This is a genomic window from Phragmitibacter flavus, from assembly GCF_005780165.1.
Lineage (GTDB): Bacteria > Verrucomicrobiota > Verrucomicrobiia > Verrucomicrobiales > Verrucomicrobiaceae > Phragmitibacter > Phragmitibacter flavus.
The window spans coordinates 181,960-201,706 of sequence record NZ_VAUV01000003.1 but is presented as its reverse complement, the minus strand read 5'-3'; the positions used below and the strand labels follow the sequence as shown (position 1 = coordinate 201,706).

The 19,747-nt window shown below is 56.9% G+C and carries 11 protein-coding genes; 6 read left to right on the top strand and 5 right to left on the bottom strand.

Translation table 11 applies throughout. The features are described from left to right. The first annotated feature begins 126 nt into the window (after positions 1-126). Positions 127-5,496 carry a chemotaxis protein CheB gene (locus FEM03_RS04285; RefSeq protein ID WP_138084953.1) on the top strand — a complete coding sequence of 1,790 codons (5,370 nt, stop codon included), beginning with the start codon at positions 127-129 and terminating at the stop codon, positions 5,494-5,496. Positions 5,497-5,517: 21 nt separating this feature from the next. Here the strand turns inward: FEM03_RS04285 and FEM03_RS25015 are convergent, their stop codons facing one another. Genes FEM03_RS25015 through FEM03_RS04260 form a run of 5 tightly spaced genes read right to left on the bottom strand, consistent with a single transcriptional unit; the run spans position 5,518 to position 10,504 of the window. Further along, positions 5,518-7,806, bottom strand: coding sequence for an ATP-binding protein (locus FEM03_RS25015; protein ID WP_240772680.1), 2,289 nt, complete (start codon positions 7,804-7,806; stop codon positions 5,518-5,520). A 10-nt stretch (positions 7,807-7,816) separates the two neighbouring features. Next, positions 7,817-8,818 (bottom strand): SpoIIE family protein phosphatase, encoded by a 1,002-nt coding sequence (locus FEM03_RS04275; RefSeq protein WP_138084951.1) that lies wholly within the window; start codon positions 8,816-8,818, stop codon positions 7,817-7,819. Between the two features lie 16 nt (positions 8,819-8,834). Continuing rightward, complete coding sequence (locus tag FEM03_RS04270; protein ID WP_138084950.1) at positions 8,835-9,239, bottom strand: anti-sigma regulatory factor; 405 nt, start codon at positions 9,237-9,239, stop codon at positions 8,835-8,837. A 3-nt stretch (positions 9,240-9,242) separates the two neighbouring features. Next, on the bottom strand, positions 9,243-9,599 hold the full coding sequence (locus FEM03_RS04265; RefSeq protein ID WP_138084949.1) for an STAS domain-containing protein: 357 nt from the start codon (positions 9,597-9,599) through the stop codon (positions 9,243-9,245). A 50-nt stretch (positions 9,600-9,649) separates the two neighbouring features. Next, positions 9,650-10,504 (bottom strand): STAS domain-containing protein, encoded by an 855-nt coding sequence (locus FEM03_RS04260; protein ID WP_138084948.1) that lies wholly within the window; start codon positions 10,502-10,504, stop codon positions 9,650-9,652. Positions 10,505-11,173: 669 nt separating this feature from the next. Between FEM03_RS04260 and FEM03_RS04255 the strand changes: the two genes are divergently transcribed. From FEM03_RS04255 to FEM03_RS04235, 5 genes are all read left to right on the top strand, one after another. Continuing rightward, on the top strand, positions 11,174-12,733 hold the full coding sequence (locus FEM03_RS04255) for a TolC family protein (RefSeq protein ID WP_166442618.1): 1,560 nt from the start codon (positions 11,174-11,176) through the stop codon (positions 12,731-12,733). Positions 12,734-12,842: 109 nt separating this feature from the next. Beyond that, positions 12,843-13,574, top strand: a complete 732-nt coding sequence (locus tag FEM03_RS04250) for an efflux RND transporter periplasmic adaptor subunit (RefSeq protein ID WP_240772679.1) — start codon at positions 12,843-12,845, stop codon at positions 13,572-13,574. Positions 13,575-13,595: 21 nt separating this feature from the next. Beyond that, the gene (locus tag FEM03_RS04245) at positions 13,596-15,425 is read left to right on the top strand and encodes a GAF domain-containing protein (protein ID WP_138084945.1); all 1,830 of its coding nucleotides are present in this window, start codon (positions 13,596-13,598) and stop codon (positions 15,423-15,425) included. Between the two features lie 34 nt (positions 15,426-15,459). Next, on the top strand, positions 15,460-17,613 hold the full coding sequence (locus tag FEM03_RS04240; protein WP_138084944.1) for a peptidase M50: 2,154 nt from the start codon (positions 15,460-15,462) through the stop codon (positions 17,611-17,613). 11 nt (positions 17,614-17,624) lie between these two features. Further along, the gene (locus FEM03_RS04235) at positions 17,625-19,646 is read left to right on the top strand and encodes a preprotein translocase subunit SecA (RefSeq protein WP_138084943.1); all 2,022 of its coding nucleotides are present in this window, start codon (positions 17,625-17,627) and stop codon (positions 19,644-19,646) included. The last annotated feature ends 101 nt before the right edge of the window (positions 19,647-19,747 follow it).

The window sequence follows — 19,747 nt, the reverse complement described above, 5'->3', positions numbered from 1 at the left end:
GAACGAAGTTTGGGTTGATGTAATCAGGATGAACAGGTAGGCTGCTCCAGTCGGCTACGTCAATGGCCCGGCGATGCAGTTGCAGTGGTCCTGGTCAATGATTGACAGCTCGGTCAACTCTCAACAATGCCTTCTGACATCAATCCCTCGTCGGAAGCGACGCAAAATACCGCACCTCGACAGGGGGCGAAGTTTCCTATTGTGGGTGTCGGCGCTTCAGCAGGTGGATTGGAAGCATTGTCTCAGCTGTTGCGTGCGATCCCGGACAACACGGGGATGGGGTTTGTCATTGTCCAGCATCTGGCACCTTCGCATGTCAGCAATCTCGCGGAAATTCTTTCTCGCGCGACGGAGATGCCTGTCTGTCAGGTGCGGGATGAGCCGACGGTGGAAGCGAATCACGTTTATGTCATTCCACCCGGGCGGGACATGATCATTGAGGGCGGGAAGTTGCAGCTTTTGCCCCAGGTGCGCGAAGCACGACATCGCGGGATTGACCAATTTTTCCGTTCGCTCGCCGAGGACAGCGGGCATCAGGCGATCGGAGTGGTGCTTTCCGGCAGCGCGACGGATGGCACGCTGGGATTGGAGATCATCAAGGCCGAGGGGGGCGTGACTTTCGCCCAGGATGAGAGCGCGGAGTATGATTCGATGCCAAAAAGCGCGGCGGCGACTGGGAGTGTCGATTTTGTTTTGCCACCGGAGGGGATCGCTCATGAAATCGCCCGCCTGGCCCGGCATCCTTATGTCGCGACGGAAATTAGGGAAGGCGTCGTTCACGAGCCGGGGCATGGACGGATCGCGGGAATTTTGCATCGGGCACTCGGCGTGGATTTTACCCATTACAAAGCGAACACGATGCAGCGGCGCATCCAGCGGCGCATGTTGGTGCACAAGATTGAGACGTTGGCGGAATACGAGGAACACCTGCTGGCGACCCCGGGCGAGATCGAAGCGCTTTATCAGGATGTGCTCATCAACGTGACCAGCTTCTTTCGCAATCCCGAGGCGTTTGAAGTGCTGGCGAAGAAGATTTTTCCGAAGGTGATTGCTGAGCGCTCCAATCACGAACCAGTGCGCATCTGGACGCTGGGCTGTTCGACGGGCGAGGAGGCGTATTCGCTGGCGATGCTGTTCGCGGAGTGCGCCGAGTCGACGAAACGCTCGGTGCAATTGCAGATGTTTGCCAGCGACTTGAATGCTTCGGGCATTGAGAAGGCGCGCGCGGGGCGCTATCCAAAGAGCATTGCGCTGGATGTTTCACCCGAACGGCTGCGAAAGTTCTTCACCGAGGAAGAAGGATTCTACCGCGTCAGCAAAAGCATTCGTGAGCGTGTGGTTTTCTCGCGGCACAATGTGCTGGCCGATCCGCCGTTTTCGAAAGTGGACTTTGTCTCCTGTCGAAACCTGCTCATTTATCTTGAGCCTGTGCTGCAACAACAGGTGTTACCGCTGCTGCACTACGCGTTGAAACCTGGCGGGCATCTCTGGCTTGGCAGTTCGGAATCGCTGGGCACATCCCGCGCTCTATTTGATGTTGAAGATGCGCGGCAGAAAATTTTCACCCGTCGGCCCGGACCCACATCTCCCGACGCGCGTTTCCGTCCGTCGCATGGCGCCTCCGGTTTTGCGCCAGCGGCAGCGGGTCCACGGGAGAAACCTCCGGCGATGCTGCACCGGGATGCCGAACGTGTGTTGCTGGCAAAATACGTGCCGCCGTGTGTGGTCATCAACGCGGTGATGGAGGTGGTGCAATTTCGCGGCGACACCGGAGAATTTCTGGCACCGGCGTCCGGGATGGCCAGTCATGACCTTCTGAAAATGCTGCGCGAAGGGTTGCTCGTTCCGGTGCGCAGCGCCATTGCCCGGGCGCAAAGCGACGGTCAAGCGGTGCGCGAGGAGGGTGCTTGGGTAAAAAGCAGTGGTGGCCACCGTGCGGTCGCGATCGAAGTGATCCCGCTCAAGGCGGCTCAGGATCGCGAGGCGGGTTTCATTGTCATTTTCGACGAGCATGACGTGCCAACCCACGGAAGCCTGCAGCCCCCCGCGCTGCCAAAGTCGCGGGACCTTCGCAATGCGGACAGCGATCAGGCCAATGAGATCGCCCGCCTCACTCGTGAGCTTGTTACCACGCGTGAATATCTCCAGTCCGTCATCGAACAGCAGGATTTTGCCAACGAAGAGCTGCAAACTGCCAACGAGGAGGCGCAATCCACCAACGAGGAGATGCAGAGCATCAACGAGGAGCTTGAGACCTCAAAAGAGGAAATCCAGTCCAGCAACGAGGAGCTGGCGACGGTCAATGACGAGCTCAACAGCCGCAATCTCGAACTCAACGGACTCAACAACGACCTCAACAACGTGCTCGCCAGCACGCAGCTTTCCATCGTTATCGTCTCACGCGAATTGCGCATCCGGCGTTTCACCCCCATGGCGGAAAAGACGCTCAACCTTGCCAAGGGCGACATCGGGCGTCCGCTGAGCGACATCAAGTTGAGTCTCGCCATCCCTGACCTTGAACCCCTTCTGAGCGAGGTCATTGATACGGTGGGTCCCCGCGAGCGGGAAATTCAGGATGCCAATGGACACTGGTTTTCCTTGCGCGCCCGGCCCTATCTCACGCACGATAACAAAATTGACGGAGCCGTGGTCACGCTGGTGGATGTGGATACTTTGCATCGGGCGCGCGACTACGCGGAGAACATCATTGCCAATGTGCGCATTCCGCTGGTGATGCTCGATGGCTCGTTGCGTGTGAAGTCGGCCAACCTCGCTTTCTACGATCACTTCGGTGTCGAACCCGACAAGACCGAGGGCCGTTACATTTACAATCTCGGCAACGGCCAGTGGAACATCCCTGCTTTGCGCATGCTGCTCGAAGATATGCTGGTGCAGGAGCAGGTGGTCGAGAACTACGAGGTGAAGCACACGTTTGAAGATATTGGTCCGCGCATCATCATGGTCAATGCGAGCCGGTTACGGCAGGTGGTTGAGGACGAAGCGCTGATCATCATGTCGCTCGAGGACATCACCGATCGAGTGGCAGCCGCAACGGCGCTGCGCGAAAGCGAACAACGGCTTCATGCCATTACCGACCACATCCCACAGCTTGCATGGTTGGCCAACGCTGACCGACGCATGGTGTGGTTCAACCAGGTTTGGCTCAGTTATACCGGCACGACGTTGGAAGACAATGTGGGAGACGGCTGGATGCGTGCGCTACACCCCGATGATCTTGAGGCGGTGAAGGAAAAGTTCGAGCGGCACCTGACCGAGGGCCAGGACTGCGAGGATACCTTTCCTCTGCGCAATCACGGCGGTGAGTATCGCTGGTTCCTTTCGCGGATGAAGGTCATTCGTGATGACGCAGGGAAGGTGGTGCGATACTTTGGCAGCAACACCGACATTCACGAACTGCGACAGGCTGAACTGCTGCAATCGGCGTCGAAGGAAGCGCTTGAAAAATCCGCACGTGGAACGCTATTGCTTGAAGTGCTTGAGTTCCTGACCGTCACCTCCGAGGTGCAGTCTCCGGCGGGAACCCGCACTGCCATTCATCTGCTGGATGACAAGGGCGAAACATTCACCAGGACCATCACGACGTCGCTGCCTCCTGCTTATGCGGACAAGGTCAATGGCATGGCCGTGAGCAGTCATGGGGGCCCCTGTTGTGCCGCCGTGACACGCCGGGAACGCGAGGTCGTGCCCGAAATTGCCAACTGTGATGAGTATCCCCTGCTGGCCGAATTTGCACGTTCTCAGGGAATGCAATCCGCCTGGAGCACACCCATCGTTGCCTCCACTGGCAGAGTGCTGGGAACGTTCGTTTGTTTTTACACGGAGCCGTGCGAGCCGGGAGTGCGGGAGAAGTTGTTGAGCGAAATGGTGTCCAGCACGGCATCCTTGCTCATCGAGCGCAGGGAAGCCGAGGAGGCGATCCGGAAGAGCGAGGAATTTAAGCGCAGCATCATCGACAGCAGCCCGGACTGCATCAAGGTGCTCGACCTTGACGGCAATCTACTTTCCATTGAGGCCGGGCAGGAATTGCTGGGCATCCCGGACATCACGCCTTTTGTCGGCAAGTCGTGGATTGAATTTTGGTCAAGCGCGGAGGACCTGATGGCGGCGCGCGAAACCGTTGCCGCGGCTGCGGCCGGCAACGAAGCCAGTTTCGTCGGATTTTTCCGAACGCTGCATGGCCTTGATAAATGGTGGGACGTGGCCATCTCGCCCATCCTGGATGCGCGGGGGCAGCCGACGCGCTTGCTTGCCGTTTCACGCGACGTGACAGTGCGGCGTGAACTTGAACAAGCGATCATTTCCCGAGCTGAAGAACTGGCCAGGGCGGATCGCAGCAAGGACGAGTTTCTTGCCATGCTGGCTCATGAGCTTCGCAATCCATTGGCACCGATCCGCAATGCCACTGAGTTGCTCAATTGCGGCAACATCAGCGTGGAGGAGAGAATCCAAGCTCAACACGTCATCACTCGACAGATTGAGAACATGAGCCGGATGCTGGATGACTTGCTGGATGTTTCCCGCATCACCGAAGGCAAGATTGGGCTGCGGAAAAAACCTCTGGCGCTGGAAGCCATCCTCGCCGCCGCCGCTGCCACGGTGCGTGCCAGTTGCGATGCGCAGGATCAGCAACTCGTTCTCACGTTGCCCCAAGAGCCTGTCTATGTGGATGCCGATGCGACGCGGATCGAGCAGGTCTTCGTCAATCTTTTATCCAACGCCTGCAAATACAGTGGGAATGGCAGTCACATCACCGTGAAAGCTGAGTTGGTGGTAAAAAACTCTGCTCTTGCCAAGGCTCTTTCTCCCTCTGGCAAGATCGGAAGCGATACGCACGAGGTGGAGATAAGTGTCATTGACGATGGAATTGGCATCTCGTCTGACTTGCTGCCTCATATCTTCGATCTCTTCGTTCAGGCCAGTCATACGCTCGACCGGGCCCATGGCGGCTTGGGTATCGGCCTTACTTTGGTGAAGCGCTTGGTCAGCATGCATGGCGGCAGCATCACCGCCCACAGCGACGGACCTGACAAAGGTGCCACCTTCGTTGTCCGCCTGCCCATTGTTGATGAGGGTCCGTCAACACAACCAGCGCCAGCGCCCGTCGCGCGTGAGGCATCGCGGCGAATTCTTGTTGTCGATGACAACGTTGATGCTGCCAAGAGTCTCGCCTTGCTGCAACGGCGTCGGGGTCACGTGACCAAGACGGCATTTACCGGCCCGGACGCCATCACCGCCGCCACGGAGTTTCTTCCCGATGTTGTGTTGTTGGACATCGGTCTCCCTGGCATGGATGGCTTTCAGGTGGCACGGAAGTTACGCACCCTGCCTGATCTAAAGGACGTTTTTCTGATCGCCTTGAGTGGTTATGGCAGCAGCGAAGACATCGCTGAGGCGAAGCGGGCGGGTTTTGACGAATACCTGGTGAAGCCTGCCAATCTAAGCGTGTTGCGCGACCTTTTGCAAAAAAGGAACTAAGTGGATCAGGTCCTGTGGCCGCTAATCGGCGAGCACTCCAGCCAGCGCGCTCAACAGCGCGTGCATCGAGACCGGCTTGGTGAGATGCTTTTGAAAACCGGCATCCTGTGCCTGGGCGACATCACTCTCCATCCCGTATCCACTGAGTGCGATGGAGGGGGTGGTGATCCCGAGCTTGCGAATGTCAATCATGAGGTCGAGTCCAGAACCATCGGGGAGTCCGAGGTCGCTGCAAATCACATCAAAGGTTTGGTTCTGGGCCAAGGTAAAGGCCGAGGCGCAGTCAACGGCCGTGGTGACCACATAGCCTTTTCTAGCGAGAATCCGGGAAAGACTTTCAAGAGTATCGAAGTGGTCATCCACCAAAAGGACATGTTGAGCCTTTCCGCCGATAAGGCCGGGCTTTTGATCGGTAGGTTCCAGAACCGGGGCAATTCCTGGTGCCAAAACATCGACCAGTGGGAAGCTTAGAATCATTTTTGTGCCGTGATCCCGGCCAGCACTTTCGGCTTTGACGGTGCCGCCCAGTTTTTCAATGAAGGCCTTGACGATGGCAAGGCCGAGTCCCAATCCGCCGAACTCGGTGGTGCCCTCCAAACTGCCCTGCTCGAAAGCATTGAAGATCCCTTCGAGCATTTCGTTTTCAATGCCGCGACCGGTATCCGTGATGACAATACACAATGTCTGGTCACTACTACCCAACTCGGTGGTGATGGAGATGTCGCCGCCGATGGGGGTGAATTTGATGGCGTTTTTCAGCACATTCCAGAGAATTTGTTGAAGTCGGGCGGGGTCGCCGATCACGATAAATCTAGGGGCGTCCAGATTCAGAGTGAGATGATGTTTGTGACTTAGCAAATCGTGCTTACAAATATTGACCACGGTCTCAATGATGGAATGGGCATCAACGGGTTCTGAAGCGAAGCTGAAATTCCCTTTGATGATGCGCTGAAAGTCCAATAAGTCGTCGATAAGTCGTGCTTCAAGCTGCACGTTGCGCAACACGACGGCGATATCTTCCTGAAACTCCTTGGGGAAGGAGGGATTTTGATGCAGGTCGGAGACAATGCTGAGCACCGGATTAAGCGGGGTTCGCAGCTCGTGGCTTAACATTGCCAGAAAGCGGTCTTTTGCCTCGCTGGCTGACTTGACGCTGTCAAACAACCGGGCCTTCTCAACGGCGACAATGGCTTGGGCGGCAATGCTTGAAACGATACGCTCGCTTCTCTCGGAAAAGAAACGCGGTTCTGAGCTGCCGAAGATGAGGGCTCCGACGACCGAATTGTTCTCGGCCTTCAAAGGGAACGCGAGGCAACTCCTGAGCTTGTTGGAAGGATCAAGCGCCGCCGAAAAATCAGACATGCAACTGGGCTCAGACAGGTCTTCCATGTCCGGGACATGCGTTAGTCCTTCCTCGCCGAAATTGCTTCCGAAGAAGTCGGATCCCTGGGTCTTCGGTAGATCTGACAACAAATCACGTTTTGGTCCGGCATCGGCGTAGCGTTCCCAATGTCCGGTCTTTTTGTTGAGCATGTAACACACACCGAACTGAGCCCCGGTTAGATCGGTGGTGGCCTCAATCAAGGTTTGCATGACGGCTGGCAGGTCAATTTTCGACGCGAGCAACAGGCCCACACGGTGGAGAGTCTCCAGCTCATCGTAAAGCGCAAGCACGCCCGCATTGGTATCTTCAAGTTCCTTGTTAAGATGATCGAGGTCTTCCTGACGGAGCCGCACCTCATCCATCACGGTGATGAGTTCCTGATTCTGCCTCTGCACCTCGGCAATGACGGTGCGCTCCACGGCAGCCGGTTCCGACTGGATCACGGCGATGCTCTGGATCTGCGCGTCGGTTTTACGGGCAGCGGAAGGGGGCAGGTTTTTTTGAAGGGTGATGACCGTGCCCTTTGAGTCCGACTGGATGTCCACCGTGTCCATGAGGCGACGGGCACCGATGATGCCGAGACCCATGCCGGTGGTGGATCGATAGTCGCCTTCAAGGATGGTTTTCAGATGAGGGATGCCGGGGCCTTGATCCCTGATGATGATGATGAAACTTTGACGTCGGAGGTCGAATCGCCGTTGGCTGTTGGTTTCACAATCAGACAAAAACTCCACCACGCCGCCGCTTGCATATTGATAGGCGTTGCGGGCGATTTCAGAAACTGCGGTGGCGATCCGTGTCTGCGTTTGGAGGTCAAATCCGAGTGCTGAAGCAAACTGGCGCGCATGTTGACGACAGACCACGATGTCTTTTTCCACGTGGAGATCCACGATGTGGAGGGGTAAAGACTGTGAGTCGCTGCTCATGACTGAGTGGTTACACGCTAAATCGGAGGACAGCGGCCGTTGCATCGTCATTGTCTCGCGCGTAGTCGCGGAAAAGCACGCCGGCGATGAGACTGGGGTGGCGATTGATGAGGCCGGGATAACGGTCGAGGCGCCAGTGATTTTTGACCCCATCAGAAGTCATGACCAACAGGCTCTCCGGCTGCCAGGCATAACTGAACTGTTGGATGCGTCCGCAGGCCATGCCAAGAGTTCCATTCATCGAGACCAGGTGGCTGTATTCATCGACTTGGTGAACGATGGATCCGGCGATATTGCCAACGCCGGCGTAGAGCAGTTTCTGGGTGTTGGCGTCGACTTCAGCCACGGCTACGGCGGCACCACGGGTGCTTTTCAAAGCGGTGTGAACTTTTTGCAGCAGGGAGATAAGATCCAAATGGGGATTGGATTTAAAGGTCGCGATGGCAGCGAGAGACGCGTCCGCTGCCAGAGGTCCGTGACCCAGTCCATCGGCCACCATGAGCCGTTGTCGACCGCCGCCAAGATCCAAGTATCCAAGGCTGTCTCCGCAAACGTGTTCCCCACGGATGGGCACGTTGATCATGCCGAAGTGGGCATGGTTTGACTCGTGTCCCTCGCCCTGTTGGCTCAAAAGCGCCGTGCCAGTTTGAGGATTTGAGTGCATTTCAAAAAGGCTGGAGCCCCGTTGAACCGCCCCCAGGCCAGTTCCGGCGGTGCCTGTGGTGGAGAATCCGTCCTGAAGAAAGGCAGTGAAGTTGGCGCTCCCAGGTCCGTTGTCCAAGGCGAGGACTTCAAGGGTGGTCGGATCGTTTTCGACGAGCACCTGCACCAGAATTTTGCCGCCTTCGGTGGTATGAAGGGCAAGATTGTTGGCGAGTTCGGATACGATGAGTGCGAGTTTCCCTTGCTGTTGTTGGGAGCTGCCGTGCTTTGCGGCCCATGCGCAAGCGAGGCGTCGGGCCTCACCCACTTGGGATCGGTCCTGCACCGGGAGTTGGAGGGTTGCGGGCATGGTCAGAACAGCGGGCCTAGCGCCATTTGGTGATGGTGATGCGGGTTCCTTTTCCAACTTCTGACTCGATATGGAAATCGTTGACCAGCCGTCGCGCACCCCCGAGGCCGAGGCCCATGCCTTTGCCGCTGGTGAATCCGTCCTTCAAGGCTTGCTCGATATCCGGGATGCCCGGACCCTCATCCACAAAAGCAATGCGCAGTCCGTTGCGCACACCTTCCTGCACCAGCTCAAGGTGAACTTCGCCGCCGCCGCCGTAGATGAGAAGGTTCCGCGCAAGCTCACTGGCCGCCGTGACCACCTTGGTTTGATCGACGAGAGAGCACTTCAGTTCAAGGCACCATTTGCGAACGTTCTGCCGCACGTAAACGATGTCGTTTTCCGTGAGAACGGGTTGAATTTCGCTTTTAAGCACGGGCATGGTTCATCTGCCCTTTGCCAAAAGTTTCATACCCTTCTCCACATTCAGGGCGGTGAGCACGCCTTCCAGAGAAAGCCCCAGCTCGACGAGCGTGATCGCCACCGCGGGCTGCATACCGACCACCACGGTTTTTGCATCGAGAACTCGGGCCATTGAGGAGATGTTGCCCAATACTCTGCCAATGAATGAGTCGACCATTTCCAGGCTGGAGATGTCGATGAGAACCCCGCTTGCACCGGTGTCGGAGATCTTGGTGGTCAAGTCATCCTGCAACTGCAAGGCCAGTCGGTCGTGCATGTCGACTTGAATGGTCACGAGCAGGATGTTGCTCATGTGCAGAATCGGGATGCGGTCTTGCATAGATTCGGTGGGTTGGGGAAAGGTAGGTGGCGGAAGGAAACGTCGGTGAGTTACTTGGCCTCGGCATCCCGGACGAATCGGTGGCCAGTGCGTTGAAGAGCGACCTTGAGTGCCTCGGCGATGGTCGCTTTGGTCGTTACCGCGCTAAGATCAATGGCCAAGTGCACCATGGTCTGGGCAATTTGGGGCCGGATGCCGCTGATGATGCAGTCGGCACCCATGAGCCGGGCGGCGGCCACCGTTTTGAGGAGATGTTGCGCGACCAGAGTGTCGACCGTCGGCACGCCAGTGATGTCGATGATGGCGATGTCTGATCCTGTTTCGACGATGCGCTGCAAAAGGGATTCCATCACCACACTGGTGCGGGCGCTGTCGAGCGTGCCGATCAGGGGCAGGGCCACGATGCCTTCCCAAAGTTTGACCACCGGCGTGGAGAGCTCGAGAAGTTCCTCCTGCTGACGACGAATGACGTCTTCACGCGCCACCTGATAAACCTCCATGGTGTGGAGACCCAGTTTGTCGAGAAGTCCCGACATGGCCGTCATCGTGTCCACCAGACGATCCGGCTCAGCCTTAAAATCTTTGCGCAATTGATCGAAGAGAGGGTCTTTCAGTGAGAAGACGAACAGCGCCGTTTCCGATGGGGAAAAGCCCATGCGCTCGCGCTGGCGGGAAAATTCGCTGAGAAGGTTCAGGGTCGGTTCCCAAGCCGCCACCTTGACGTTTTTCAGTTCGCCGCTCTCGAGTCCCTTCTGGAATTGCTGGAAAAATTCGGCCGACTGGGTTTTCAATTGCGCATCATTGATAAGGTCAGACCGCATCCCTGGCGCTTCGATTTGTTGCCGGACCCACTCACTAAGAATCGTGGATTTTGCTTTGCCGATTAAATCAGGAAGAGTGGTCATGGCTAATGGAAGTTTTGATTTGGGGAAATCACCCTATGGTTGGCAGCCCTAAGTGTAAAGGTCGCATGTGAATCGCTTTGAATCGCGTTTTGGTCCCATCAAGGAGAGAATGGGACGCGAATGATATCCATCGATAGGTTTGGATTTTCGGGCACAAAAAAATCCTGCTGAATGGCTGGGAGTTAGTGCGGGCAACACGAACAAGCGCGTCAACTCATCAAGCATCCAATTTCAACGGATAGTCTTCTATGAACTTTTACGATCGATGAATTCTGCGATTTGCGGTTGAGGCGTTGACCGGCAGTGAGGCTGTCCGTCATGACAGGGGGTTATACGTCGTCAGCATGCCCTCCAGTTTGCCACGCTTTGGAGACATGGTTTTTAACCTTGGCGGCTGGTGAGTTGCTGCAATTTTGATCGGCCATCATGGATGTCGGCCTGACCGTTGGATGCATTTATTATCGAAAATCCGAAGGAAATTCGTCGACAATTGTTGGGCATCATGCACATACAGCCGAAGCTGAAATTAATCAGTTCTGTGCATTTATGAAATCTACTAATCCCCGGTGTGCCGTTCCAACATATTTTTGCCTGGCTCAATTAGTTGCTCTAGGCACCATAGGAATGGTTGGAACGGGGGTTGTTGCGGATGAGGTTGAGGTGAGGAAAATGAGCCTTCAGGAGGTCATTGCTCTCGCTTTGGAGAACAACCACGACATTGCGGTTCAGAATCTTAACAAGGTGATTGAACAGGAGCGGGCGAACATCGCGCGTTCGGCATTTGATCCTAAACTGGAAGGTGCTTATGCCTATCAATACATCGACACGCCACAAAACGCCCAGGATTTTGTAGCCACGGGTGGTGGTGCGGCGACTCCTGAAGTGATCGCTTCGCAAACGGGTCTGTCCACGCCGATCCTCGGGGAGCCGACCATTTTTGAGCAACGCAACCATGTGGCTAAGGTGGCCCTGGTGCAGAAAATTCCTTGGGGCACGACCTTTGAACTGGGCAGCAGCCTGCGGGTGTTGGACAACAGTTTGAACCGCAATCTGCCGCCGGGACTTTTTAATCCGGAGTATGAGACCTTCACTGGTTTGACCGTGACCCAGCCGTTGTTGAGGGATTTTGGCAACAGTGCGAACCTTGCGGAACTGCGCATCGCCCGTTCCAACATGCGTGTGGCGGATCTCGAATGGCGGGCGCGCACGGCGGCAACGGTGGGGAACGTGATGAAGCTCTATTATGACGTGATCTTCACGTATGAAAACATGGCGGTGCAGCGCGATTCCATCGAACTGGCGGAGAAACTTTTTAGCGACAACAAAAAGCGCGGTGAAGAGGGAGTGATGCAGCCGAATGATGTGCTGGTGGCGGAAGCGGCGGTTTACGCACGTAAGGAAGGTGCGCTGCTGGCGGAGACCCAATACATCGAACGGCAGAACACGTTGCAAACGCTGTTCAAAAAAGGAGCGGATGCGGGACAGAGCCTGCGGATTCGGCCAGCGGATTATTTGAGGGAATCGGTGCAGGTGGCCCCGCGGGCTGAGCTGTTGGGCAAGGCTTCGGCAGCGCGATATGATGTGCTGCAGTCGTTGGAAATTGTGGATCAGCGCAAACATCAGACCTTGCTGGCGGAGAACCAGTCGCGTCCGCGATTTGATCTGATTGCGAGCGGCGGCGTTCACGGTTTGGCGGGCAGCACGGGCAGTTCTTATGATGAGGCATTGGGTGGTCAGGGTCCGGAATGGACCGTCGGAGTGACGTTTTCGGTTCCGCTTGGGGTGAAACGCATGCGTTCACAAGCCCGTCTGGCTCAGCATTTGGAGACCCAGGCAATGATCGATGTGGATCGGGTAAAGGCGCTGATTTCGTTGGAACTGGACACGGTGTTGAGCCGGATTGACATGGATCGGCAGCGTTTGATTTCGGCGCGCAAGAGCCGCGAGGTCGCCCAACGCACGATGGAAGGTGAAGTGAAGCGTCTGACGGAAGGGGTCTCCACCAGTTATCAGGTGTTACAATATCAGGAGGAATATTCGCAGACGCGCAGTCGTGAGCTGGCGGCTTTGGCGGATCTTAACAAGGATCAGGTCGACCTTTGGCTGGTGACGGGCGAGATGCTGGAGAAGCAGGGCATCATCGTGGAAGAGATGGAGAAGGAAAGCAGCCAGGGGGCCTCGGTGGGTCCGGCACCTTCCATGACCAAAAAATCCAAATCCAAGAAGTAGTCGATTTAGGCCGGCACCAGGATTCATCTGCCATTTGAGAAATTCCCCAGTGAGGTCCCCCCTTGAAATGAAGCAGTCGTGTCGTTGTTTTAGTTATGCCTGTGTGACGATGCTGTTAGTGATGGCGTCACCGGTGGTGAGTTTTGCCGTCGAGGCGGAAGTCAATCTGATGACGGAAGGGGTGGTGAAGCCGTTTCGCTCGGTGACGATCAGTGCTTCAATCCGTGAGATCATCGGCAAGATTCAGGTGGAGGAAGGGGAACGTATCAAAGAGGGGCAATTGTTGGTGAGTCTGCTTTCGGAAAAGCAGCGACTGGCCGTGGAGCGGTATGACCAGATGATCAGCAAGGCACAGTTCGACTTCAACGCGGCGCAACGATTGTTCCAACAGAATGTGGCGAGTCGCGACGATGCCTTGGCCAAGGAGGTGGAATTGAAACGTTTGCAGGCGGAGCTCGCCATTGCCAAAGCGGAGGTGAATGAACGCGAAATCGTTTCGCCATTGACGGGAGTGGTGGTGCGCAAGTTCAAGGAGTCGGGCGAGTCGATCAGCGAAAATGATCCCATCCTTCAAGTGATGACCACTGACCAGGTCTTGCTGCTGTTTCATCTGGAAGCCTCACAATTGTCGTTGCTGAAACTCGGTCAGGAATACCCCGCGCAGTTTCCTGAGATGCCTGAGGTGAAGGGATTGAAGGCGAAGATCAACTTCATCGATCCTGAAGTGGATGCCCGCAGCGGTTTGTTCCGGGTGAGGTTGCTGCTGGACAACAAGGCGGGTTTGATCCGTCCCGGCTTGCGCGTGTTGACTCCGTTTCCGACGGTTTCAGTGAACCCGTAGTATTTGCGGCATCCCCCAAGCATGAAACCTGATCTTTCCGAGCCCTCTGCGAATTCGATTCCCGAGTATGAATTGCTCGCGACGTTTGATGGCGAGCCGAATATTTTTTGGGGACGTCTTTGTGCTTATGCGGCGGCGCGTCTGGATGCGGAATCGGTTTGTTTGCTGGTCGGCGGCGGGGCGGGAAGTGAGTTTCGGGTGTTGGCACAGGCACCAGTGGGCGCGGCAAAACGTCTGGGGCAGTCGGGCTTGACTGCAGAATTGCGCAACGTCCGCAACAATGAGTTCACGCCGTTGCCGGGTCTGTTGGGGAGACGCTATCAGGCGATGAGTTTTCCGGTTCGTGAAGGACTGCCGCCGCTATGGATGGTGGCCGAGGGGATTGCCGGCGATGAAGAGGAACTTTTGATTGAAGCGGTTTCCAAAGAAGCGCGAGCGCTGGCGGATCTTTATCAATCGCGTCGTCACGCGCAACGCAGCGAAGAGAAGCTGCTCAATCTGTCGCAGGTCATGGATCTCGGCCTTGCGCTGGGGGAGAGCGGCCATTTTCAGGAGGCGGCGTTGCGGCTTTGCAATGAATTGGCGGCACCGATGCGGGCCTCGCGGGTGTCGCTTGCGTGGATGGAAGGTCAGGATTTGAAGCTTTCGAGCACCAGTCATGGCGGCAGGATCTCGAGTGGCTCACAGGAGGCGCTGGCCCTGCAGCAGGTGATGGAGGAGGCGGCGGATCAGGACAACGAAGTGGCCTGGCCGGAACTGGCGGGCACTTCGGTGGTGAGTCGCGAGCATCGCAAATTTTCCACGGCGCGAGAGGCGGTGGCGGTGGCTTCGGTGCCGTTGCGGCATCAACAGGAAGTGGTGGGGTTGGTGTGTCTGGAGCGCGCGGCGGAGGAAGGGGTTTGGACCATCGGCGAGCTGGAGCGGGTGCGGTTGCTGGCTGATTTGGTGGCCCCGCGATTGCAAGGTTTGCATGGGCGCACCGGATGGATCGGCAAACGCATCTGGCGTTCGACTCGTCGCAAAGCAGCGGGCTGGCTGGGACCGGATCACACCGGCTGGAAGCTGGCGGCGGTGTTGTCTTGCGTGACTTTGGTGGCACTGGCGATCATTCATGTCGATCATCAGGTGAAGGCACCGTTCATCTTGAAGACGGATGCGGCTTCGCTGATTTCAGCACCGTTTCCGGGGTTTATTGATGAGGCGGCTTTTCATGTCGGCGACATCGTGAAAAAAGGCGATGTGCTGGTGCGCCTTGATCGCACGGAGTTGTTGTTGGAGGAGGCGGACACGGTGGCGTTGCGCAACAAAAGCGAACGTGAAGTCCGCAGCAATCAGGGCGAGGGCAAGCTGGCGCAGATGTTGGTTTCACAGGCGGAGATGCGTCAGGCGGAGGCAAAACTGGCGGTCATTCGGCATCGGTTGCAATTGACGGAACTGACCGCGCCGTTTGATGGAGTGATCGTGGAAGGGGATCTGCGCGAGAGGCTTTCGTCGCCGGTGCAGACGGGTGAACTGCTGTTGAAGGTGGTGCAGATCAAAGACCTTTTCGGGCAGCTGCAGGTGGATGAACGCGACATTTCGTATTTGTCCGCAGGGCTGCAGGGCGACCTGGCTTTTGCGAGTCGACCAGGAGAATCTTATTCGGTGAAAGTGGATCGTTTTGAGCCGGTGGCAGAGGTTCGGGCGGAGGGCACGGTGTTTGTGTTGCGCGCCCAGGTGCTTGGAGAACCGCAAGCATGGTGGCGCCCGGGCATGAGTGGACTTTGCAAGATCGCGACGGAGAAGCGTTCATTGTTGTGGATTGGCACCCACCGTCTGGTGGAGGCATTGCGCCTGTGGTTTTGGATCTAGTTATTTTTGGCAGGAAGAGAAAAGAAAAAACGTGATGAATCGTCCGCCCACCTTCGACGAATCCTGGCATCGAGTGGAGGATCGTCGTGTTTGTCTGCGACCTGGAGTGGAGATTTTTCCCCAGCGGTTTCGCGGGATGCGCTGGTATGTGGTGCAGGATTCGTTGGGCAACCGCTTCTTTCGCATTCGACCTCCGGCCTACCGTTTCATCTGTGAACTGGAGCGTTCCGGCACGGTGGGTGGGGCCTGGGAACGCAGCTTGAAAAATTCTCCCGAGGAAGCGCCGGGACAGGGAGAGGTGGTGCAGCTTCTTTCACAATTGCATCAATCCGGATTGCTGCGCAGTGATCTCGGAGGCGACGTCACCGCGTTGTTTGAGGCCCAGCAAAAAGAACAACGTCGGCAGGTCACCGCGCAATGGGCGAACCTGTTTTTTCTGCGCATTCCGTTGATCAATCCGGATCGATTTTTGCAGAGAACGTTGCCAGCGGTGGGCTGGTTGATCAGCAAACTGGGATTGGTGATCTGGCTGTTGTTGCTGGTTTTGGGCGTGAAAGCGGTGGCGGAAAACTGGCAGCAGTTTCGTGCGGAAAGTGGCGGATTGCTGGGAGCGGCGAACCTGCCCTGGCTTTATGCGGCGATCATTGTGATCAAGGGACTGCATGAATATGGGCACGGTTATTTCTGCCGGAAGTTCGGCGGGGAGGTGCCGCAAATGGGGATCATGCTGCTGTTGTTCAATCCGCTGCCGTATGTGGATGCGTCATCCAGTTGGGCCTTTCGAGAGAAGAGCAAGCGGGCGCTGGTTGGTGCGGCGGGGATGATCGTGGAGATTTTGCTGGCTTCGGTGGCGGCAATCGTTTGGGCGAATACTCGCGAGGGAATCGAGCATGCGATTGCTTATAATGTGATCATCATCGCTTCGGTCGGAACCTTGTTGTTCAACCTGAACCCGCTGCTGCGGTTCGATGGCTACCACATTTTGTCGGATCTGCTGGAGGTGCCGAATTTGCAATCGCGGGCTTCGCGCACCGCCTTGTATCTATTGGAGAAGTATGTCTTCCGGGTGCCCAATACGGCGAATCCGGCGGAAACGCGCGTGGAAACGTTCTGGCTGACCTTCTATTTTGTCGCCTCCTTCATCTACCGCATCCTGCTGCTGGTGGGAATTCTGCTGCTGGTGTCGGGCTGGTTTTTCATCATTGGGATCCTCCTCGCAATCGGATTTTTCGTTCTCTGGCTGGTGGTTCCGGTGTTCAAGGCGATCAAATATCTGCTGACGAGTCCGCGACTGGAAGGCAGGCGTCACGTGGCGGCGGCGATCTGTTTGGGCTTGGTGATGGTGTTGGGCGCGGCGATTTCGCTGGTGCCGATGCCGAGTCATTTTCGTGCGAACGGGGTGATTCGATCCGATCCTTTCGCGCGGGTTTATGCCGGGTCGGCGGGTGACCTCGTCGAGATGTTGGTGCCCTCCGGCACGGTGGTGGTGGAAGGGCAGCCGCTGGTCCGAATGGTCAGTTTTGATCTCGATCAGGAGATCAAGCTGTTGCAGCTGGATCTGCGGCGCCTGGAAACCTTGAAGCGGGATGCTCTCGAAACGGATCCGGTGCGCCATTTGAGTCTTCAGGAGTATCAGCAGGCGCTCGTGGTCAGGCAGCAGAAACTGGCGGATCAAAAGGCGTCATTATTGGTGCGGGCACCGGTGGCGGGGCGCTGGATTTCCCCGGAATTGGGCACGGTGGTGGGCGCGACCTTGCAGCGCGGCACCGAGCTGGGCGTGGTTCAGGGCGAGGAAAAATTTTACATGGCGGCGGTGGTCCGACAGGCGGAGGTGGCTCGATTGTTCGGCGGCAACATTCAAAAAACCGGGGTCAAGGTGCGGGGGCAAGAAGCGAAAACCCTGGCGGTATCGGATCTCCAAGCCATTCCTGCGGACCATCCTGGCGAAAACGGCAGACAGAATTCCAATCAGCCCCAGGCACAAGGGGTGGCGGGGATGGATGCAGGTCGCCAAGCGATGAGTTCGGAGCCGTTTTTCGAAGTGAGGGCGTTTCTGGTGCCCGATTCCACCTGCATGTTGGTGCACGGACAACAAGGCATTGCGCGGCTGGATTTGCCCTGGGAGCCGCTGCTTTCCCAGTGGCTGCGCAGTCTGCGCCAGCTGTTCCAGCGCAATTATCGGGTCTAGTTTAGTCTGCCATGCCGACTCCCACTGATCGACAACGCACCGTGCACGAACGGCGGCAGGGAGCGCGTCTTCAAGGCCTGGATGCGGTCAGTTATCGTCTGCTGGGTTGGTGGAAGAGTCGAAACAAACACCTCAGAGATCTGCAGGCGGCCGCGTCGCGCATCGATCAGGCCCGGCTTCAATTCAGTGAGTTGAAAGACGGAGTTTTGAACGAACGGCTTATTGAAATGCGAGTGCGACGGAAGGCTTGTCCGGCGGAGGTGGATGCCACTCTGGAGGACGGATTGGCACTGCTCGCCGTGGCTGCGGAACGCGAGCTGGGACTGGCTCCGTATCGGGTGCAATTGATGACGGCGGCTGCTTTGGCGCGCGGATTTTTGACCGAAGTTGACACCGGCGAAGGCAAGACTTTGGCGTTGGCGCTGACCGCTGCATATCAAGCCTGGAGCGGAAAACCCTGCCATGTTTTGACGGCGAACGACTATCTCGCGGCGCGGGATGCGGAGCAGCTGGAGGCTTTTTATCAGCGGGTGGGACTCTCGGTGGGAAGGGTGTTGGGCGATTCCTCGGAGCCTGATCGGCGGCGCGGATACAGTCGTTCAGTGACCTACACCACGGCAAAAGAAGCTGCGGCGGATTACCTTCGTGACCGTCTGCGCCTGCAAGGTTTGGAGGAATCGGGAGCCCGGCTGGCGCTGGCGCAAATGACCGGTGCCGGGCAACTGCCACACGGGGAGCCAGTGCAACGGGGGCTGTATTTCGCTTTGGTGGATGAGGCGGACAACGCGCTGATCGATGAAGCGGTGACTCCGTTGATCATCAGTCGGATTCTGCCGACGGGGGAACTTGAAAACGCCTGTGCGGCGACCTGGGAAGTGGCCGCTAAGATGGTTCGCGGTGAGGATTATGAGGTGAATCATTCGCGTAAAGCGATTGAAATTGAGCCTGAAATTTCGGAGCAATTTGCCGCTAACATTAGGGTTTCGCAGTCACCACTTTGGACCAGTTTGACACGTCGTGCGGAGCTGTTGAAACTGGCTTTGGAGGCGCGCGAATTTTTCCAACGGGATGTGCAATATGTGGTGGAAGAGGGCAAGGTGATCATCGTCGACGAGGCCACCGGGAGGCCCATGCCGATGCGAACCTGGCGGCAGGGATTGCATCAAATGATCGAGGCAAAAGAGGGGGTGACGCTGTCGGGCGCCTCGGAAACGTTGGCGCGAATTTCGTTCCAAAGCTTCTTCTGCAAGTATCAAAACCTGGCCGGAGCATCCGGCACCGTGAGCGAGGTGGCGGCAGAAATCTGGCGGACTTACGACCTTCCGACCCTGGCAATTCCGCGTCATTTGCCCTCTCAAAAGCAGGTTCTCGGCTGGCGATTTTATCCTACGCTGAATGCAAAAAACGAGGCCATTGCTGTTGAAACGAAAGCGCGCCAGGCACGTGGTCAGCCCATTTTGATTGGTCTGCGCAGCGTGGAAACCAGCGAATCCCTGGCTGCTCATCTGGCCTCCAAAGGCGTCACCTGCCACGTGCTCAACGCCCGTCGGCACCGGGAAGAAGCCATGACGATCATGCAGGCGGGGCACCGTTCGCGGATCACCATTGCCACCAATATGGCGGGTCGGGGGACTGATATTCGACTCGAATCCGGGGTGCTGGAGGTGGGCGGATTGCACGTGATTGCGTCCGAACCGCATGAGAGCGCGAGGGTGGACCGGCAGCTTTTTGGGCGGGCGGCACGGCAGGGAAACCCCGGATCAGTGCTCGCCATTTACAGCATCGAAGACCCGCTTTTTGTGCGATATTTGCCGCGAATTATTTTGCGGGTCTGGAGGCAAATTCTGTCGGGAAATCGCAGTTTGGGAGCTTCCCCGTTGGGTGAAATGATGGGAAGAACTTTGCTTTGGTTTGCCCAGTTGCGAGCGCAGAATCGGGCGGCCAAAAGCCGTCGTCAGGTGATGAAAGGGGAGGTGGAAATCAGCAAAGGACTGGGTTTTGGCAAGCAGGGAACCCGTCGCAAACAAGGATGATTTAGGCTTATGAGCTGTGGTTTTTTCTCATTTCCATAAAATAAACTTTGCACAATTTCGACGAGAAATTACAGGTCCCGCCGCTCGTCAGCTGATTGCAA